Source organism: Polaribacter sp. Z014 (assembly GCF_023555435.1).
Classification (GTDB): Bacteria; Bacteroidota; Bacteroidia; order Flavobacteriales; family Flavobacteriaceae; genus Polaribacter.
In genome coordinates this window covers 15931-32448 of sequence record NZ_JALCZP010000029.1, presented here as the reverse complement: position 1 = coordinate 32448, position 16518 = coordinate 15931, and the positions used below count along the sequence as shown (strand labels likewise).

The 16518-nt window shown below is 29.5% G+C and carries 13 protein-coding genes; 4 read left to right on the top strand and 9 right to left on the bottom strand.

What is annotated here, in order from left to right; all coding sequences use genetic code 11:
• Nucleotides 1-190: 190 nt before the first annotated feature.
• Nucleotides 191-571 (top strand): RidA family protein, encoded by a 381-nt coding sequence (locus tag MPF19_RS17600; protein WP_203395183.1) that lies wholly within the window; start codon nucleotides 191-193, stop codon nucleotides 569-571.
• Here the strand turns inward: MPF19_RS17600 and MPF19_RS17595 are convergent.
• From MPF19_RS17595 to MPF19_RS17580, 4 genes are all read right to left on the bottom strand, one after another.
• A complete protein-coding gene (locus MPF19_RS17595; protein WP_203395182.1) occupies nucleotides 564-926 on the bottom strand; it encodes a methylglyoxal synthase in 363 nt (120 codons plus the stop codon). The two genes, MPF19_RS17600 and MPF19_RS17595, sit on opposite strands and share 8 nt — an antisense overlap.
• Before the next feature lie 95 nt (nucleotides 927-1021).
• Nucleotides 1022-2023 carry a type I glyceraldehyde-3-phosphate dehydrogenase gene (gene gap / locus MPF19_RS17590; RefSeq protein ID WP_203395181.1) on the bottom strand — a complete coding sequence of 334 codons (1002 nt, stop codon included), beginning with the start codon at nucleotides 2021-2023 and terminating at the stop codon, nucleotides 1022-1024.
• 24 nt (nucleotides 2024-2047) lie between these two features.
• Nucleotides 2048-3031 (bottom strand): 6-phosphofructokinase, encoded by a 984-nt coding sequence (gene pfkA / locus MPF19_RS17585; RefSeq protein ID WP_203395180.1) that lies wholly within the window; start codon nucleotides 3029-3031, stop codon nucleotides 2048-2050.
• Nucleotides 3032-3256: 225 nt separating this feature from the next.
• Nucleotides 3257-7660 (bottom strand): translocation/assembly module TamB domain-containing protein, encoded by a 4404-nt coding sequence (locus MPF19_RS17580; protein WP_249989584.1) that lies wholly within the window; start codon nucleotides 7658-7660, stop codon nucleotides 3257-3259.
• 220 nt (nucleotides 7661-7880) lie between these two features.
• Here MPF19_RS17580 and tsaD point away from each other — a divergent pair, with 220 nt between their 5' ends.
• Together tsaD and MPF19_RS17570 are read left to right on the top strand one after the other, a co-directional pair.
• Nucleotides 7881-8912, top strand: a complete 1032-nt coding sequence (gene tsaD, locus MPF19_RS17575; protein WP_203395178.1) for a tRNA (adenosine(37)-N6)-threonylcarbamoyltransferase complex transferase subunit TsaD — start codon at nucleotides 7881-7883, stop codon at nucleotides 8910-8912.
• A gap of 50 nt (nucleotides 8913-8962) precedes the next feature.
• The gene (locus MPF19_RS17570; RefSeq protein WP_249989582.1) at nucleotides 8963-10819 is read left to right on the top strand and encodes an LTA synthase family protein; all 1857 of its coding nucleotides are present in this window, start codon (nucleotides 8963-8965) and stop codon (nucleotides 10817-10819) included.
• Between the two features lie 49 nt (nucleotides 10820-10868).
• On the opposite strand, the gene MPF19_RS17565 is transcribed toward MPF19_RS17570, so the two are convergent.
• The 5 genes from MPF19_RS17565 to MPF19_RS17545 form a co-directional block, all read right to left on the bottom strand.
• The gene (locus MPF19_RS17565; protein ID WP_249989580.1) at nucleotides 10869-12395 is read right to left on the bottom strand and encodes an ATP-binding response regulator; all 1527 of its coding nucleotides are present in this window, start codon (nucleotides 12393-12395) and stop codon (nucleotides 10869-10871) included.
• A gap of 5 nt (nucleotides 12396-12400) precedes the next feature.
• Nucleotides 12401-12886 (bottom strand): Rab family GTPase, encoded by a 486-nt coding sequence (locus tag MPF19_RS17560; protein ID WP_203395176.1) that lies wholly within the window; start codon nucleotides 12884-12886, stop codon nucleotides 12401-12403.
• A gap of 21 nt (nucleotides 12887-12907) precedes the next feature.
• Nucleotides 12908-13717 carry a cell envelope biogenesis protein OmpA gene (locus MPF19_RS17555; protein WP_249989578.1) on the bottom strand — a complete coding sequence of 270 codons (810 nt, stop codon included), beginning with the start codon at nucleotides 13715-13717 and terminating at the stop codon, nucleotides 12908-12910.
• Nucleotides 13718-14071: a hypothetical protein gene (locus MPF19_RS17550; RefSeq protein ID WP_249989576.1), complete on the bottom strand. Its 354-nt coding sequence runs from the start codon at nucleotides 14069-14071 to the stop codon at nucleotides 13718-13720.
• Nucleotides 14072-14167: 96 nt separating this feature from the next.
• On the bottom strand, nucleotides 14168-14950 hold the full coding sequence (locus tag MPF19_RS17545; protein ID WP_249989574.1) for an MBL fold metallo-hydrolase: 783 nt from the start codon (nucleotides 14948-14950) through the stop codon (nucleotides 14168-14170).
• A gap of 77 nt (nucleotides 14951-15027) precedes the next feature.
• Here MPF19_RS17545 and MPF19_RS17540 point away from each other — a divergent pair, with 77 nt between their 5' ends.
• Entirely contained in the window at nucleotides 15028-16482 is a 1455-nt protein-coding gene (locus tag MPF19_RS17540) for a TonB-dependent receptor (protein WP_203395172.1), read from the top strand.
• Nucleotides 16483-16518: the final 36 nt, after the last annotated feature.

Genomic DNA, 16518 nt, shown 5'->3' with positions numbered 1-16518 from the left:
TTCAGTATTCAGTATTCAGTATTCAGTATTCAGTATTCAGTATTCAGTATTCAGTATTCAGTATTCAGTATTCAGTATTCAGTATTCAGTATTCAAAACTAAAAAATCTTAACCGTCAAGTTATAAGAATCGTTAAAACTTATTAACTTTGTTACATTACAATTCAAAAAAACTTAAAAATTACAATACCATGAAAAAAATAATAACTACTTCAAAAGCACCAGCTCCAATAGGACCTTATAATCAAGCTGTATTAAGTGGCAACACATTATATACTTCTGGTCAAATTGCCATCAATCCAGAAAACGGAGAATTGGTTTTATCTTCCATAAAAGAAGAAACAACGCAGGTTATGGAAAATCTAAAAGAAGTTTTAGCTGCCGCTGATATGACTTTCGAAAACGTAATTAAAACGTCTATTTTTATTTCTGACATGAATAATTTCGGAGAAATAAATGCTATTTACGGAAACTATTTTAATGAAGAAACTGCTCCTGCAAGAGAAACAGTTGAAGTAGCAAATTTACCAAAATTTGTAAATGTAGAAATTAGTGCAATTGCCATTAAATAGCTTTAATTAATAAATCTGCAGTAGCAGGATTAGTTGCTAAAGGCACATTGTGTACATCGCAAATTCTAAGTAACATCATAATATCTGGTTCATGAGGATGTTTTGCATGAGGATCTCTAAAAAACAACACCATATTACATTTACCTTCTGCAACTCTAGCAGCAATTTGAGCATCTCCTCCAATTGGCCCAGATAAAAACTTAGTTACTTTAAACCCAGCTTTCTCTGCTTTAGTTCCGGTTGTTCCTGTAGAAACTAGATTAATTTTCTTTTGAAGTAAAGCTTCTTTATGTTCATTTAAAAATTGAACCATTTCTGCTTTCATACCATCATGAGCAATGATTGCTATTTCCATAAAATATGTATTAAATTTATTATCTTCTAAAGATAAAAAAACCTGATAGAAAATTAATTCTATCAGGTTTTTATTTATGTATAAACTACTTTATATTATAAAGAAGCAGCGTATTCGATTAAGTCTACAATCTTAGTTGAATAACCCATTTCGTTATCATACCAAGAAACAACTTTTACAAAGTTATCGTTTAATGCGATACCAGCTTTAGCATCAAAGATAGAAGTACGAGTATCTCCAACAAAGTCTTGAGAAACTACCATATCTTCAGTGTATCCTAAAACACCTTTCATTGTATCACTTTCTGAAGCAGCTTTCATTGCAGCACAAATTTCTGCGTATGTAGCTGGTTTTTCTAACTTCACAGTTAAATCTACAACAGAAACATCCATAGTAGGAACTCTAAAAGCCATACCAGTTAATTTTCCGTTTAATGCAGGAATTACTTTTCCAACAGCTTTTGCAGCTCCAGTTGAAGAAGGAATTACGTTACCAATAGCAGAACGTCCACCTCTCCAGTCTTTCATAGAAGGACCATCAACAGTTTTTTGAGTTGCAGTTGCAGCATGTACAGTTGTCATTAAACCTTCTGAGATTCCCCAGTTATCGTTTAATACTTTTGCAATAGGAGACAAACAGTTTGTAGTACAAGATGCATTAGAAAAAATCTTTTGATCTGCTTTTAATTCTGTATTGTTAACACCCATTACAAACATTGGTGTATGATCTTTAGATGGTGCAGATAAAACTACTTTTTTAGCTCCAGCTTCTAAGTGTTTTCCTGCAGTTTCTTCTGTTAAGAAAAATCCTGTAGATTCAATTACATATTCAGCTCCAATTTCATCCCATTTTAAATCTGCTGGGTTTCTTTCTGCTGTAATTCTAATTTCGTTTCCGTTTACAATTAATTTACCGTCTTTTACATCAACAGTTCCATCAAATGCTCCGTGAACAGAATCGTATTTTAACATGTAAGCTAAATAATCTACGTCTAATAAATCATTAATACCTACTACTTGTACGTCTTTTCTATTTACTGTAGATCGGAATGCTAATCTTCCAATTCTTCCAAATCCGTTAATTCCTATTTTAATCATTTTAATCGTTTTTAATTAATTATTTTATGTTGTTATAATATCTGAAATTCTAAGTAACTCATAGTTTATGGAGTGACCGCCAGAAATTGCTTCTCTAATATCTGTACTAATCACTTTATTATCTTTTAAACCTACCATTAAATTTGTTTTACCGTCTAATAGTAACTCTACGGCTTTTACACCTAATCTACTTGCTAAAACTCTATCGAAGCAAGATGGAGAACCACCTCTTTGCATATGCCCAAGAATAGAAACTCTAACGTCATATTCTGGTAAATTTTCTTCTACATATTTAGCTAATTCGTAAACGTTTCTTCCTGATTTATCACCTTCTGCTACTACAACAATACTAGATGATTTACCTGCTCTTCTACTTCTTTCTAAAGACTCTAGTAATCTATCTAATCCTAAATCTTCTTCAGGAATTAAGATTTCTTCTGCTCCTGCTCCAACACCTGCATTTAATGCAATAAAACCTGCATCACGTCCCATAACCTCAACAAAGAAAAGTCTGTTATGTGAAGATGCTGTATCTCTAATTTTATCAATTGCTTCTACAGCTGTGTTTAAAGCGGTGTCGTAACCTAAAGTATGTGATGTACCAAAAATATCATTATCAATAGTACCAGGAATACCAATTACAGGAAAATCAAATTCTTCATTAAATAATACTGCTCCTGTAAAAGAACCATCACCACCAATTACAACCAATGCATCTACCTCACGTTCTACTAAATTCTCGTAAGCTTTCTGTCTTCCTTCTTTAGTTCTAAATCCTTTAGACCTTGCAGATTTTAAGATTGTTCCTCCTTTGTTTATTATATTATGAACACTTCTTGCATTTAATTCTACAAGATCATCTTCAATTAAACCTTCATACCCTCTATATATTCCTACACAACCTAAACTATAATAGGCACAAGTCCTAACTACTGCTCTAATTGCGGCGTTCATTCCAGGAGCATCTCCCCCAGAAGTCATAACGGCTATTTTTTTTATTTTCTTCATATATTCTGATGTAAATTTACTGCTTTATAACCATTTAAAATAATAAAACTACGAAATCGTTTTAGGCTATTTTTTGTTATTATAGGTGAAAAATAGCTATTTTTTTTGATTAAATTTAATGGAATACATTATTATATTGTTATTTTTTTTTAAGCTGCAAAAATAACAACACATACAAGAAAATTAAATGATAAAAATCATTTTTAGTAATAAATAGTACATTTATTAGTTTCCTTCAAAATTAATTAAATTATCCTTTAATTTAAATATTGAATCTTTCTTAACTTGAGCCTGTGTTCTTCTTATTACACTCTTCTTACCCCTAATTTTCCTTAACAAGCCAGAAAGCGAATTAAAGTTTACTTGATAAGAAAGCCCTACTCCTTGTGTATATCCTTCTTCTTCTGTAGAATATTGTATTTCGTTTTGTCTATTAAAAATTACTCCTCTAAAGTTGCCTTCTTTATTTAATAATACTTCTACTTTTACTTCGCCAACAACACTAGATTGGGTTTGAGTACCAACTGGCACTCCTACTTTTCCATTAATAATAACTTTATCTCCTAATTGTGTACTTACCGAAACATCTACTTGATTATCTGTATTTAGACTCTCTATATCACTTCCACTATTTCCTTGCTGGTAATCTACTCCTAATTGAAATTTACCATCAGGGTTGTTTAATAAACTAGAAAAAGCTGCAGCTACAGCACTAGAAGCTGTATTAGAAATGGTTTCTCCTGCATTAAAATCTACTTTATCTGGATTTGCAAAACTACCAAACGCAAGTAAGGATATAAACTGTGTTGTTTTCTCATTTACATTGTTATCATTTAATATAAATTCTAACTCACTAGCTATTGAAGGGTCTACATTTGATAATTGAATATCTAACTCTTGTTTAGAGCTAAATAATCCTCCTGTAATTCTAGTAACTAAATCTACCTCTATCTTTCTATTAGAGTTAAAATTATCTAACAAAACAGCAGGGTTTGCTTTTGCTTTATAAATTGCAGTAACATCTAAATTTGCTTCATAAGGATTTCCATTCCAAGAAACCGTACCTCCTTTTTGAATTAAGAATGGTTTATTTACTATACCTCCATATTTAAAATCGTAAACTCCACTATCAATCATATAATCGCCAAACATGTTAAATTTCCCTCTAGTATTTATCTCAATTCTAAGGTTTCCTTTCCCTTTTCCTGTTAACTGGCTCCCATTTACCTCATCTATAACTACCTGAGCAGTTGCATCTTTTGTTACGTCTAAATCTATATTTAAAGACAAACCTTTTATAGCCTCTAGAGCAACTTCCTTTTGCTTTTCTTTAACGGCTATTTCTTTCGATTTAAAATGAATTAAACGATAACTATCTACCGTTTCTACATCTTTAAGAGGAACAACAAAAGCGGTTCCGGGCATTGTTTTAGCATTTATATCTATGGTTAATTGATCTGTTAAACCTGTAATATTAGCGGTACCATCTATAAAGGCCGTACCATAATATAAAGCTTCATCTGTGTTTTTGGTATCTAAGACTAATAAGTTATCACTTTCTATTTCTATATTTAAAAACCACTTTTTAAAATTTAAATGAGTAATATCTCCAATCAATCTTCCGCTACTTTTATGTTTGGTATCTATTAAAGAGATACCTTCAAAAATAAAGGATTGATCTTGCAAACTAATAATAGACTCTCCTTCAAAATCATAATCTACATTTAGATACGGAAATTTTAAACCTGCATTTTTAAGAGTTAAAGTACCTTCCATTTCTGGGTTCCCTAAAAAACCTCGTAGAGAAAAATCTCCATTTGCAGTTCCTCTTATAGAGGATAAAACATCTTGCCCAAGTGGACTAAAAGCATCCAACCCAAATTCTTCTAAATAGACATCTAAATCTATTAAAGGTCTTTTTTCTGAAAAATCTAAAGAACCGGTAGCAGCAATGCTTTTTACCTTTTTATTATTTATAGATAAATCTACCTTATATTTTTCATAAGAGTTATCTCCTTTAACATTTAAAGATAAATCTCCTTGCTTAAAATTATTTACTTCAAAATCATGAATAGAAAGTAACGCTTCCGGACTATAAATTCCTTTATTTTGCACAAAATCTAGATGACCAGAAAGCTCTCCTTTTAAAGCAAGACTATCTATTTTAGGTAAAAAACTTTGTAATTTTACTTTGGTAAAATCGGCTAAAAGTATTTTTTCTGATTCTCCTTTTAAACTACCTGAAAACTCAATTTCTTGCTCTCCTGATGTTAATTTAAACTGACTAAAATCAAAATCATTTTCTTTTATATTAAAAGTAACTTTATTTTTACTCTGCTCATTCGGGTCTATATTCCATGTGTTTTCTTTAAAAATAAAGGAAGATTTTTCAAACCCAACTACAGATTTCCCCTCTGGATTAAATGTGTAGAAGAAATCGAGATTAAAGTCTTCATTTTTTAAATCTCCTCCTTTAAAAACAGATTTAAAATATAAAGTGTCATTTTGATTTAAACTTAACAGGTTTAATTTTGATATATTATAATATTTTGTATTTACTTCTGATGCCGTTAAATGCGAATTATAAAGTGGGTTTTGATTATCTGTCCTTAATAAAATATCTTTAATTTCATTGCCGTAGCCTTCAATTTTAGGTGAAGAAAACGTTAACCTTAATTGATTTTTATCCGCTTTAATTTTACCTTTTATCTTGGTATTGTCATCAATAGAAATGTCAGGAAAAAAAACAGTAACAATTTGATTATAAATAGTAAAATTAAAATCTAAAAACTGATTAGGCTTTACAGCATAAGGTGTATAGTTTGTATAAATACTACCTAAGGCATTTTGCGCAACGGGTAACAATTCAGAAAAAGAAAATTTACCTGATAGATATCCTTCTGCAATATCTTTAGAGGCCACTTCTATTGTTTTAATACTATCCTTTAATGAGGAGGTTACATTAAATTCTTTAAAATTAAATTCTTCTTTTTGGTTTGTATATAAAATATTTTTAAAAGTTGCTTTACCCGTAATATCATCAAAGGTATTCCCTTCTACATCTAACTCAATATTTCCTTTTAAAATAGCAATGCTATCTCTTGTAAAAAGATTTGTTTCTTTTAAATTTAGATACTCTATATTAGATTTAAAATCGAACTTATTTATCTCGGTTGATAAATCTGCCAACCCATTAAAATTCATTTTAAAATTAGCATCATCAATTTTTAAATCTCCATCAAATTTATTATTTTGATATTGACCATTAGCTTCAATATTTTTGTAATTATACCCTTTAAAGTTAAGTCCTGATATAGTACCAACAAAAGAAGTATTTATGTTTTCTAGTTTAAAACCACTACCTTTTACATCTCCTTTCAAAGAAACCTCACCAAATAAAGGATCATTGAATAACTCACCAATATTAAATTTCTGTAACGCTACTTTTCCACTATAGGCAGCATAATCGATATCATCTATATTAGAAATTTGTAGGTCTGTTATAGCGCCTCCTATTTCAGATTTTAAATCTAGATTGGCTTTAATTTCTTTACGGGTTACATTAATTTTTCCTTTTATTGTAAATTTTCCAAATTTTGCAAATTCAGATGGCAATGTTTTTCCTAAAACATTAGGTAAAACACTTTTTAACTCGCTGTAAGTTGCCGTTAAGTCGCTTAAATCACCTCTAAATATAAATCCCTTTTCAAAATTAACGGCATTTACAAAACCTAAATTTCCAATTACTCTAATTCCTTTTCTAGAGGTTAATCGAAGTTTGTTTAAAGCAAAATTATTTAATTTCCCTTTAAAATCTCCTGTAAAGGAAATGTCATCATTGCCATTTAATTCATTATAATATTTTTTTAAATCGGGTATAGCTATATTGCTCTTGGCAAAGGTTGCAGTTATATTTACTTTATTATTAAAATCTACTAAATCTTCTCTTTTATACGTAAAATCTATATTGGCATTAATATCGGATTTTCTAGTTTGCAATGTTGTATTTACAAAATGCATTGCGGTTTTAGAATACGAAAAATCTGTTGTTAAATTAGTAACCTCTAAATCTCTATTATCAACAAAATAGAGTCCTCTTATTTTTGAAGAAAAATCAGGCCCATAAACCAATAAATCTTGTAAATTCCCTCCTCCATTACTTGCGGAAAATAAAATAGGATTGTTACTATTTTCGTTGATTAATTTATAATTTAAATCACTTACATAAACATTAGAAGATTTTAATATAAAAGGGTTCGCAAGAGAGTCTTTTGGAGAACCATCATCAAAGCTATCTATAAAGACAGCCATAGAATCGTCTTTTTCCCCTTTATAAGTTTTCATGTACACATAAGCACCATCTAAAGAAATACTACCTAAACTAACTTCACTTTCTAAAACTTTTTTAGCGTTTAAAATAGAAGTTGTTAATTTTTTTACAAAGATTAAAGTGTCTTTATGATGATCTCTAATATCGACTCCTTTTAACTGTACATTTCCTAAAAAGGATAAATCTATTTTTTCTACAGAAATATTGGTATTAAAATCCTCATTCAATTTTTTAGTAGCGTAACTCCCTAATTTTGTTTGAATAGCAGGAATAGAAAGTATAATACTAATGAGTAGCATAAAGAGCACAAAGTACCCCAGCCATTTCAGTATTATTTTTCCAACTTTTTTGATAACGCTCTCTATTTAAAATGAATGTAACAATATGTTAAATACTAATCAAAAATATTGCCAGTTCTTACAAAGAACGTGCAAATTTAATAAAGAATTAAATTTCTATTCTTAAAAAAGGACGACAACCTAAAATTATCCTTAATTTTGCTTTAAATTAATATTTTTAATGGAAAAACAGGTTTATATATTAGGGATAGAATCCTCTTGTGATGATACTAGTGCTTCAGTAATTTGTAACGAAAAAATACTGAGCAATGTTGTAGCTAACCAAGAAATACATTCTAAATATGGCGGTGTTGTTCCAGAACTGGCTTCTAGAGCACACCAACAAAACATTGTGCCTGTTGTACAACAAGCTATAGCGCAAGCAAACATTACCAAAGAAGATTTGTCTGCAATTGCATTTACGCGAGGTCCGGGCTTAATGGGATCTTTATTAGTGGGTACTTCTTTTGCAAAATCTCTAGCCATCGGTTTACAAATTCCTTTAATTGATGTAAACCACATGCAAGCACATATTTTATCGCATTTTATTGAAGAAGAAAATAGTAAAACACCACCTTTTCCTTTTATCTGTTTAACAATTAGTGGCGGACATACACAAATTGTTAAAGTGACCAATCATTTTGAAATGGAAGTTTTAGGAGAAACAATTGATGATGCTGTTGGTGAAGCTTTTGATAAATCTGCAAAAATTTTGGGTCTTCCTTACCCTGGAGGTCCATTAATAGACAAGCACGCAAAATTAGGAAACCCAAAAGCTTATCAATTTACAAAACCAAAAGTAGGCGATTTAGATTTTAGTTTTAGTGGATTAAAAACAGGTATTTTATATTTTATTCAGAAACAAGTTAGAATAAACCCAAACTTTATTGAAGAAAACTTAGATGATATTTGCGCTTCTATTCAGTATACTATTGTAGAAATCTTAATGGATAAGCTAAAAAATGCGGTAAAGCAAACAGGCATTAAACATATTGCTATTGCCGGAGGTGTTTCTGCAAATTCAGAAATTAGAAATCGTTTACAATTAGCCGAAAAACATTTTGGTTGGACCACCTACATCCCTAAATTTGAGTATACCACAGATAATGCTGGCATGATTGCCATAACGGGATATTTAAAATACTTAAACAACAATTATTCTGATATTTCTGTAACGGCAAAAGCGCGTTTAAAAGTTTCAGAAAACTCATAATTTTTTATCACAAAAAGAAATCACTTAATAACAAACAGAAATTTAACTCCTTGAAAACTTTAAAAAACAGACTTTTATTCAATATCTATTATTTTCTTTTATGGATTGGATACTTTGTATTTGCACGTTTATTTTTCTTACTATTTTATTTTGATAAAACGAAAGACCTAGGCATCTTAACTACCTTAAAAACATTTATTTACGGCTTACAACTAGACAGTTCTTTTGCGGCTTATTTATGTTTTATTCCTTTTTTAATCATCATTTTTTCTGTTTTTACCAATTCAAAAAAAATTGGAACGATTATAAAATGGTATTCCGCAATTTTGATTATATTTTTAAGTTTATTATTAATTATTGATGCTAATTTATATCAATCTTGGGGCACACGTTTAGACTCTTCTTTATTAAAGTACTTGAATACTCCAGAAATTATGGTTGCTTCAGCATCTACTTTTCAACAGATTTCTGGAACTATTTTTTGGGTAATCACTTCTTTTATTTTTATTAAATTATTTAATAAAATTATTACCAAAAAAATTGATAAAATTGAACAAAGTTTTTGGCTACAATCTTTTGTTTTTTTATTGATAGCAGCGGCTTTAATTATACCTGTTAGAGGTGGTTTACAAACCATACCAGTTAACCAAAGTAACGTTTATTTTTCTAGCAAAATGTTTGCAAACCATGCATCCATAAACTACGCCTGGAATTTTTTTAATGCACTTACACATAAATCTAACACTACAAATCCTTATAAATTTTTTGATGATAAAGTATCAAAAAGCTTAATCAATAAAAGAAGAAATCTACTTTTAACAGCAAATACAGATAGCATTTTAAACACCACTAAACCCAATGTAATTTTAATAGTTTGGGAAAGTTTAACGGCAAAAGTTGTGGGTTCTTTAGGCGGTGAACCTAATGTAACAGAAAACCTAAACAAACTTTCTAAAGAAGGTATTCTATTTACCAACTTCTACGCAAACGGAGATAGAACAGACAAAGGAATTCCTGCTATTTTAAGTGGTTACTACCCACAACCCACAGAAAGCATTATGAAAATGCCGAATAAAACAAGAAGCCTACCCATGTTACCTAAAAACATGAATGATTTAGGCTATAATACTTCCTTTTATTATGGTGGAGATTTAAATTTTGGGAATATGAACACCTATTTACGAAATGCCGGAATTACCGATTTTGTAGATGGAAGTTTTTTTGATAAAAAAGATTGGAATTCTAAATGGGGAGTTCATGACCACGTGCTTATGCAACGTATTGCAGATGATCTCTCTAAAAAACAAAATGAACCTTTTTTTAAAATAGCCTTAACACTTACAAGTCATGAACCTTTTGAGTTTCCTGACACCTATAAATTTGGTAAAAAAACAGAAGAAGATAAGTTTAAAAGCGCCCATGCGTATACAGATAAAACCATCGGTAAATTTATCAATTTTGCAAAACAACAACCTTGGTATAAAAACACCTTAATTATAATTTTAGCAGATCACGGACATAGAATTCCGGAACAAAAAGGACCTTTTAACGCAACTTCTAAATATAGAATACCCATGTTATGGTTGGGAGGTGCTTTAAATAAAAAAGGCATTGAAATTAACACTATTGCTAGTCAAATAGATTTGCCTTACACTCTTTTAGACTTAGTAAAAGGAAACAATGCGGAATTTAAATTTAGCAAAAACATCTTTAATACTTCTGATAAACAATACGCACATTATATTTACAACAAAGGGTTTGGCACACTTACTAAAAATGGGTTTTACTTATTCGATTATATGAGTAAAAAACCAACAGTAGAAGAAGGTACGGAAGCTCTAAAATTAGATTCTTTAGGGAAAGCGATAACCCAAGATGCTTTTCAAGATTTTATGGATCGTAAATAATTTATTTTTATAGTAGATTGATTATAAAGTATTGTAGAAAATATTATATCTATAAAACATCCCTAATCTTCTCAATAAAATCCGTAATTGTAAAAGGTTTAGAAATTACACCAGAAAAACCTAATGTCAAATATCGTTCTATATCTTCAGTAGAAGTATTGGCTGTTAATGCTAAAAAAGGAGTTGTAGTATTTACATTTGTAATAACATCCTTCTTCTTCATTAACTCTTCACCTGTCATGTTTGGCATGTTTATATCTAATAAAACAACATCAAAAACCGCTGTTTTAATTTTAGAAAGCGCCTCTAAACCATCATTAACTAGCATTAAATTCACTTTTTCTTTTTTCAAAATATGTCTAATAATTGTCTGATTCATTAGATCATCCTCAGCCACCAATATTTTTTTACCTTTTAAATCTTTATTTTTCTTTTTAATCTTTTCTACGGGTATTACCGAATTATTTAATTTTGAATATTTTTTAAAAGGAATTTCAACAAAAAAAGACGATCCAACATTCAATTCACTTTTTACAGAAATGGTACCATTCATTGCTTTTACCAAACGGTTAACAATTGCCAAACCTAAGCCCGCTCCACCATATATTCGGTAGTCATTTAATTCGTTTTGTTGGTATTCTTCAAATATCTTTAAGCATTGACCTTCATTCATTCCTCTACCAGAATCTGTAACTTCAAAAATTAAGGTAAACTCATTTTCCGCTTCTGCAACTACTTTTACGCTAATTACAATACTTCCTTTATTGGTAAACTTTATAGCATTGCTAATTAAATTTGAAAGTATTTGACGAATTCTTACTGAATCACCTAAAACAATATCTGGTAGTTTTTCTGAAGTTAAAAAAACAAGATCTACTTTTTTATTGGTATGTAAATACTGAAAATCGTTCTTACAATCTAGAATAATATTTCTTATAGAAACCTCTTCGTAAACCAAGCGTAATTTACCTGCTTCTATACGCGATAAATCTAAAATGTCATCTACTATAACTTTTAAATTTTTACCTGCAGATGATAAGTTTTTAATGTATTTAGCAACCTTTTTATTCAATTTTTCTGCTGAAATCATTTCAGAATATCCAAGTATTGAATTCAATGGATTTCTTACTTCATGGCTCATCATAGCCAAGAAACGAGATTTCTCTTCATTTGCTTTATCAGCAATTTTACGCAATTTTTCTAGTTCAATATTTTTTTCTGTAAGTTCTCTTTTTATAAAAAAAATATCGTTTCTATTTTGATTAAGCTGATTTACATATTTATAAACATTGGTTCTATTATGTATTAAAATATCAATGCAAGCTTCCTTTTTAAAAAGTTCTAAATCTATATTGTACTCAATAGCCTTAGAAACAATAACCATACCTTCTAAAAGAAATGGCTCGTTAAAAGGAAGAGCGTCTAAAGTTCCTTCTAAAAAAGGACAAGAATCATAGATAGATTCTAGAATTGTAAATGTAGTTTTGGCAAACTTCCCTGCTACTATACTCTTTATAACTCCTGAGTAATCAGTAGTTAAATGTATAAAAACATCTTCTATTTTTGCAGGTATCAATATTATTATTTTAAAGCTAGAGTTGTTAATTTCATAAATGCATCTTCTACATTTTCATCTTCTTTAGCACTCGTAATTAAATCAATATCTACAGAAACCTTTTGTACTACGTTTTCTAATTCTTCCTTAGACAGTAAATCTTTTTTATTACCAACAATAGTTATGTTTTGTAAACCAGATAATTCCTTAACCATTTTTAAATTCTCTTCAATCGTTAAATAGGTTTCTTCTCTACTTACATCAAACACATACATTGCAGCGCTAGAACCTAAAAAATAAGCTTTTGGTATTTTCTCATTACCGGTTGTACCGGCAACATCCCAAATCATTAATTTAATAGTTTCATTTTTATATTCTACTACTTTTTTACTTACTCTTACTCCAATAGTACTTATGTAATCTTCGGTAAATTCATTTAAAACAAATCTTTTAATTAATGAAGTTTTACCAACGCCAAAATTACCAACGAGTAGTACTTTTTTTGCTATCATAAATTATGGGGGGGGGATTATTTATTTTTTAATTAATTGACTAAATATTAATTTATTTAATCGCTCTTCCTCAGATAAATAAGAACGATCTCTTAAAATAGTTTCTGCTAAATTATTTATATTATCAGATAATTCTTCTGTTAATTCCTCTGTTAAAACGCCAGAAGTTGCAATGGCAATATAAATGGTTTTAAAATTTTTTATAGAAAGCTGAAAAGTTTCGAATTTAATATTTTCTAAATCCTGACCTTCTTTAGAAAAAGCATCTTCTGCAAAAGATTTAATGGCTGTTAACATACCAGAAATCATATCTTTATCTGCTATATTACCTCTAGAATAGCTTCCGGAAAGCAAACCAGATTCTTTATCTATAACAAAAACTTCTTCTATAATAAATTCAAAAACTTCTTCTAAAACAATACTGGCATCGTTTCTTTTTCCTTTAAAGAATCTTTTAATAATTTCTTTAACAGAGAATTTTTCTTTTATAATTCTATTAATATTATCAGATAATTTAGTAATTTCTGCAACAATAAATTTCTTAACCATTTTACCCAAAATCGGGTACAAGGCTTCTACTACTTCGTCTTGAGAGTCTCTAATTTGAACTTTTATAGTTTTTATAATTGTATCTCCAAATTCTACTGGAAAATTTTCACGAAGAGTTAAGATTTTTTCATCTACAAGAGGAGAAATTCTTTTAGTTAGTTTTTCCTTAAAAATAATTTCTTGACTAAGTGAATCAAACTTTTCTCTATCTTCAGCTAATAAAAGATCTCTGAGCAACTCAAAACGATTGTCTTTATTGTTATCTACAGGTATTTTTTTCATTTATTCTTGCAACATCAATGCAATTTTCTCTAAAGCTTTTCCAAGTTTCTTTCTATCTGTTTTTTCATCATCTAAATCAGCAATTTTTTTATCTAAATCATCGTTTAAGTCTTGAAACTTATGTTCCATTAAACTTTCTAAATCTGCTAATTTATTTTCAAGATTTGTAACAGATTCAGAAATATTTTTATTAGTCTGATCTTTAAGTGTTTTAATTTTGTCGAAAACATCAGCAAATTCAGTGCTGTATTGCTGCATATTTTCACCAAAGATTAAATCTCTTACTGCTGCAATTCTGTCGTCAATTTTATGATTTTCAACTGCCGGTTGTTTATTTTCTGAATTTTTTTCCATTTATACTAAAAATTGGTTACTAAAAGGGGGTTATTTAACTCTTTTATAAAAAAAGGTCTATTAACAAAGATACACTAAAAATCAGTTTATAAAAACCTAAACAGTTATTTTTAAACCATCATAAGCCAAAAAAACGTTATTTGGTAGTATTTTAGAAACAGCATCATGAAAACCTAATTTGTGACTTATGTGTGTTAAATATGCTTTTTTTGGTTTAAGTTCTGCTATAAAATCTAGCGCTTCTTGCAAATTAAAATGAGTTGGATGCTCATCTATCCTTAATGCATTTACCACTAAAACATCTAAGTTTTGAAGCTTCAATTTTTCTTCATCAGAAACATATTTCACATCTGTTAAATAGCCAAAATCTCCAAATCTATATGCTGTAATTGGTAGTTTTCCATGTATCACTTTTATTGGAGTTACTTTTAATTCATCAACATAAAAACTTTTTTTATCAACAATTATTGGCAATACACTTGGCGCTCCAGGATACCTATTTTCTGTACTAAAAATATACTCGAATCTTTTCTCTAAACTCCTTAAAGTTCTCTCATTTAAATAAATAGGCATCTCCCCTATTTGATAACAAAAGGCTCTTAAGTCATCTAAACCACCTATATGATCTGCGTGTTCATGAGTAAAAAAGACACCGTTTAAAGATTGTACATTTTCTCTTAACATTTGCTGCCTAAAGTCTAGACCACAATCTACCGTATAAGAAACATGGTCCCAAGAAATTAAAACAGAAGACCTCAAACGCTTGTCTTTTAAGTTTTTAGATAAACAAACGGGGTCGTTATTTGCAATCATCGGAATTCCTTGTGAAGTACCTGTTCCTAAAAAGGTAATATTCAGTTGTTTCTTGCTAAAATTCATTCCAACAAAAATAACATAAAAATTGACTGATAGCAGTCTATTTTAGTACATTTGTTTGAACCTTAAAATAGCATTATATGGCAATATCTTTAAAAGGAGATCAAGAAATTAGTAGTGTACCTACTACAAAAAGCAAAGCTTTAAGAATTAATTTAAATAAAGATATATACGGAACTTTTGCAGAAATAGGTGCAGGACAAGAAACTGCACGTAATTTCTTTAGATCTGGAGCTGCTTCCGGAACCATTGCAAAAGCTATGAGTGCTTATGATAAGGATTTTTCTGATGCAATTTATGGTGTGGAACAAGACAATCGTTATGTAACACAGCCACGTTTAAAAAAAATGTTAGGTCATGAAATTGATTTAATGGAAGACCGTTTAAGTAGACAAAAACATCCAGATAAATTATTTTTTAGTTATGCAAATACTGTAACTACTATAGATTTTGCAAAACAATACAAAGGCCATGGTTGGGTTGGTATTCGTTTTCAACTAGATCCTTTAGAAGGCTATAATGAAATAGTTTTACACTTACGTTTTAAGGAAACTGATGCTCGTTTACAACAAGAAACCTTAGGTGTTTTAGGTGTAAATTTAATTTATGGTGCTTTTTATTTGAATGATAATCCTAAAGATTTAGTAAAATCTTTTTATGATAATTTAAGCAATGACCAGTTAGAAATTGATATGATAAATTTTGCTGGACCTCGTTTTATGTATGTAGACAACCGTTTAATGAGTTTACAATTGCTAAAAAACGGCATGACCAATGCGGTGATGTTTGGCCCAGACGGAAACAACTTATTACCAGCACAGGTATTATATAAGAAAAACATTTTAGCTTTACGTGGAAGTTTTAGACCTGTTACTAAGGTAAATATGGACATGTATGAAAAGTCTAAAAAAATGTTTTTAGCAGAAAAAAAAGTAGATGAAAATAAAACTCAAGTAATTTTTGAGATTACACTAAGTAATTTAACCTCGGAAGGGAAAATTAACGAAAGAGATTTCTTAGACAGAGCAGAATTACTTTGCTCTCTAGGACAAAATGTAATGATTACAAGCTTTCAACAATACTTTAAATTGGTAGAGTATTTTAGTGAATTTACTAAAGAAAGAATGGGATTAACCATGGGTGGTCAAAACCTAATAGAACTTTTTGATGAAAAATATTACCGTAATTTAAGTGGAGGTATCTTAGAAGCTTTCGGTAAATTATTCTATCGAGATTTAAAGGTTTACACCTACCCTTACCACGATACAAAATCTGACGAGTATATTACAATTGAAAGTTTAAAAGTGCACCCAAGAATGAAAGAATTATACAAATTCTTTAAAAATAATGGTAAACTTGTTAATATTGATGACTTTGATAAAGACATCTTAGATATTTTTTCTCGTACCATTTTAAAAATGATCTTAAATGGAGAATCTGGTTGGGAAGAAATGCTGCCACCAGGAATCTCTGACATTATAAAACAAAAAAGACTTTTTGGATATTCTAGAACTAGAGTAAGAAATAAACATTAAACCTTTTTAAATATTTTAAGTCTAAACTCTACAAAC

What these genes read in the sequence shown, in the direction of transcription:
- MPF19_RS17600 (WP_203395183.1), top strand. Translation starts at nt 191, where the DNA reads ATGAAAAAAATAATAACTACTTCAAAAGCACCAGCTCCAATAGGACCT.
- MPF19_RS17595 (WP_203395182.1), bottom strand. Translation starts at nt 926, where the DNA reads ATGGAAATAGCAATCATTGCTCATGATGGTATGAAAGCAGAAATGGTT.
- gap (WP_203395181.1), bottom strand. Translation starts at nt 2,023, where the DNA reads ATGATTAAAATAGGAATTAACGGATTTGGAAGAATTGGAAGATTAGCA.
- pfkA (WP_203395180.1), bottom strand. Translation starts at nt 3,031, where the DNA reads ATGAAGAAAATAAAAAAAATAGCCGTTATGACTTCTGGGGGAGATGCT.
- MPF19_RS17580 (WP_249989584.1), bottom strand. Translation starts at nt 7,660, where the DNA reads ATGCTACTCATTAGTATTATACTTTCTATTCCTGCTATTCAAACAAAA.
- tsaD (WP_203395178.1), top strand. Translation starts at nt 7,881, where the DNA reads ATGGAAAAACAGGTTTATATATTAGGGATAGAATCCTCTTGTGATGAT.
- MPF19_RS17560 (WP_203395176.1), bottom strand. Translation starts at nt 12,886, where the DNA reads ATGATAGCAAAAAAAGTACTACTCGTTGGTAATTTTGGCGTTGGTAAA.
- MPF19_RS17555 (WP_249989578.1), bottom strand. Translation starts at nt 13,717, where the DNA reads ATGAAAAAAATACCTGTAGATAACAATAAAGACAATCGTTTTGAGTTG.
- MPF19_RS17550 (WP_249989576.1), bottom strand. Translation starts at nt 14,071, where the DNA reads ATGGAAAAAAATTCAGAAAATAAACAACCGGCAGTTGAAAATCATAAA.
- MPF19_RS17545 (WP_249989574.1), bottom strand. Translation starts at nt 14,950, where the DNA reads ATGAATTTTAGCAAGAAACAACTGAATATTACCTTTTTAGGAACAGGT.
- MPF19_RS17540 (WP_203395172.1), top strand. Translation starts at nt 15,028, where the DNA reads ATGGCAATATCTTTAAAAGGAGATCAAGAAATTAGTAGTGTACCTACT.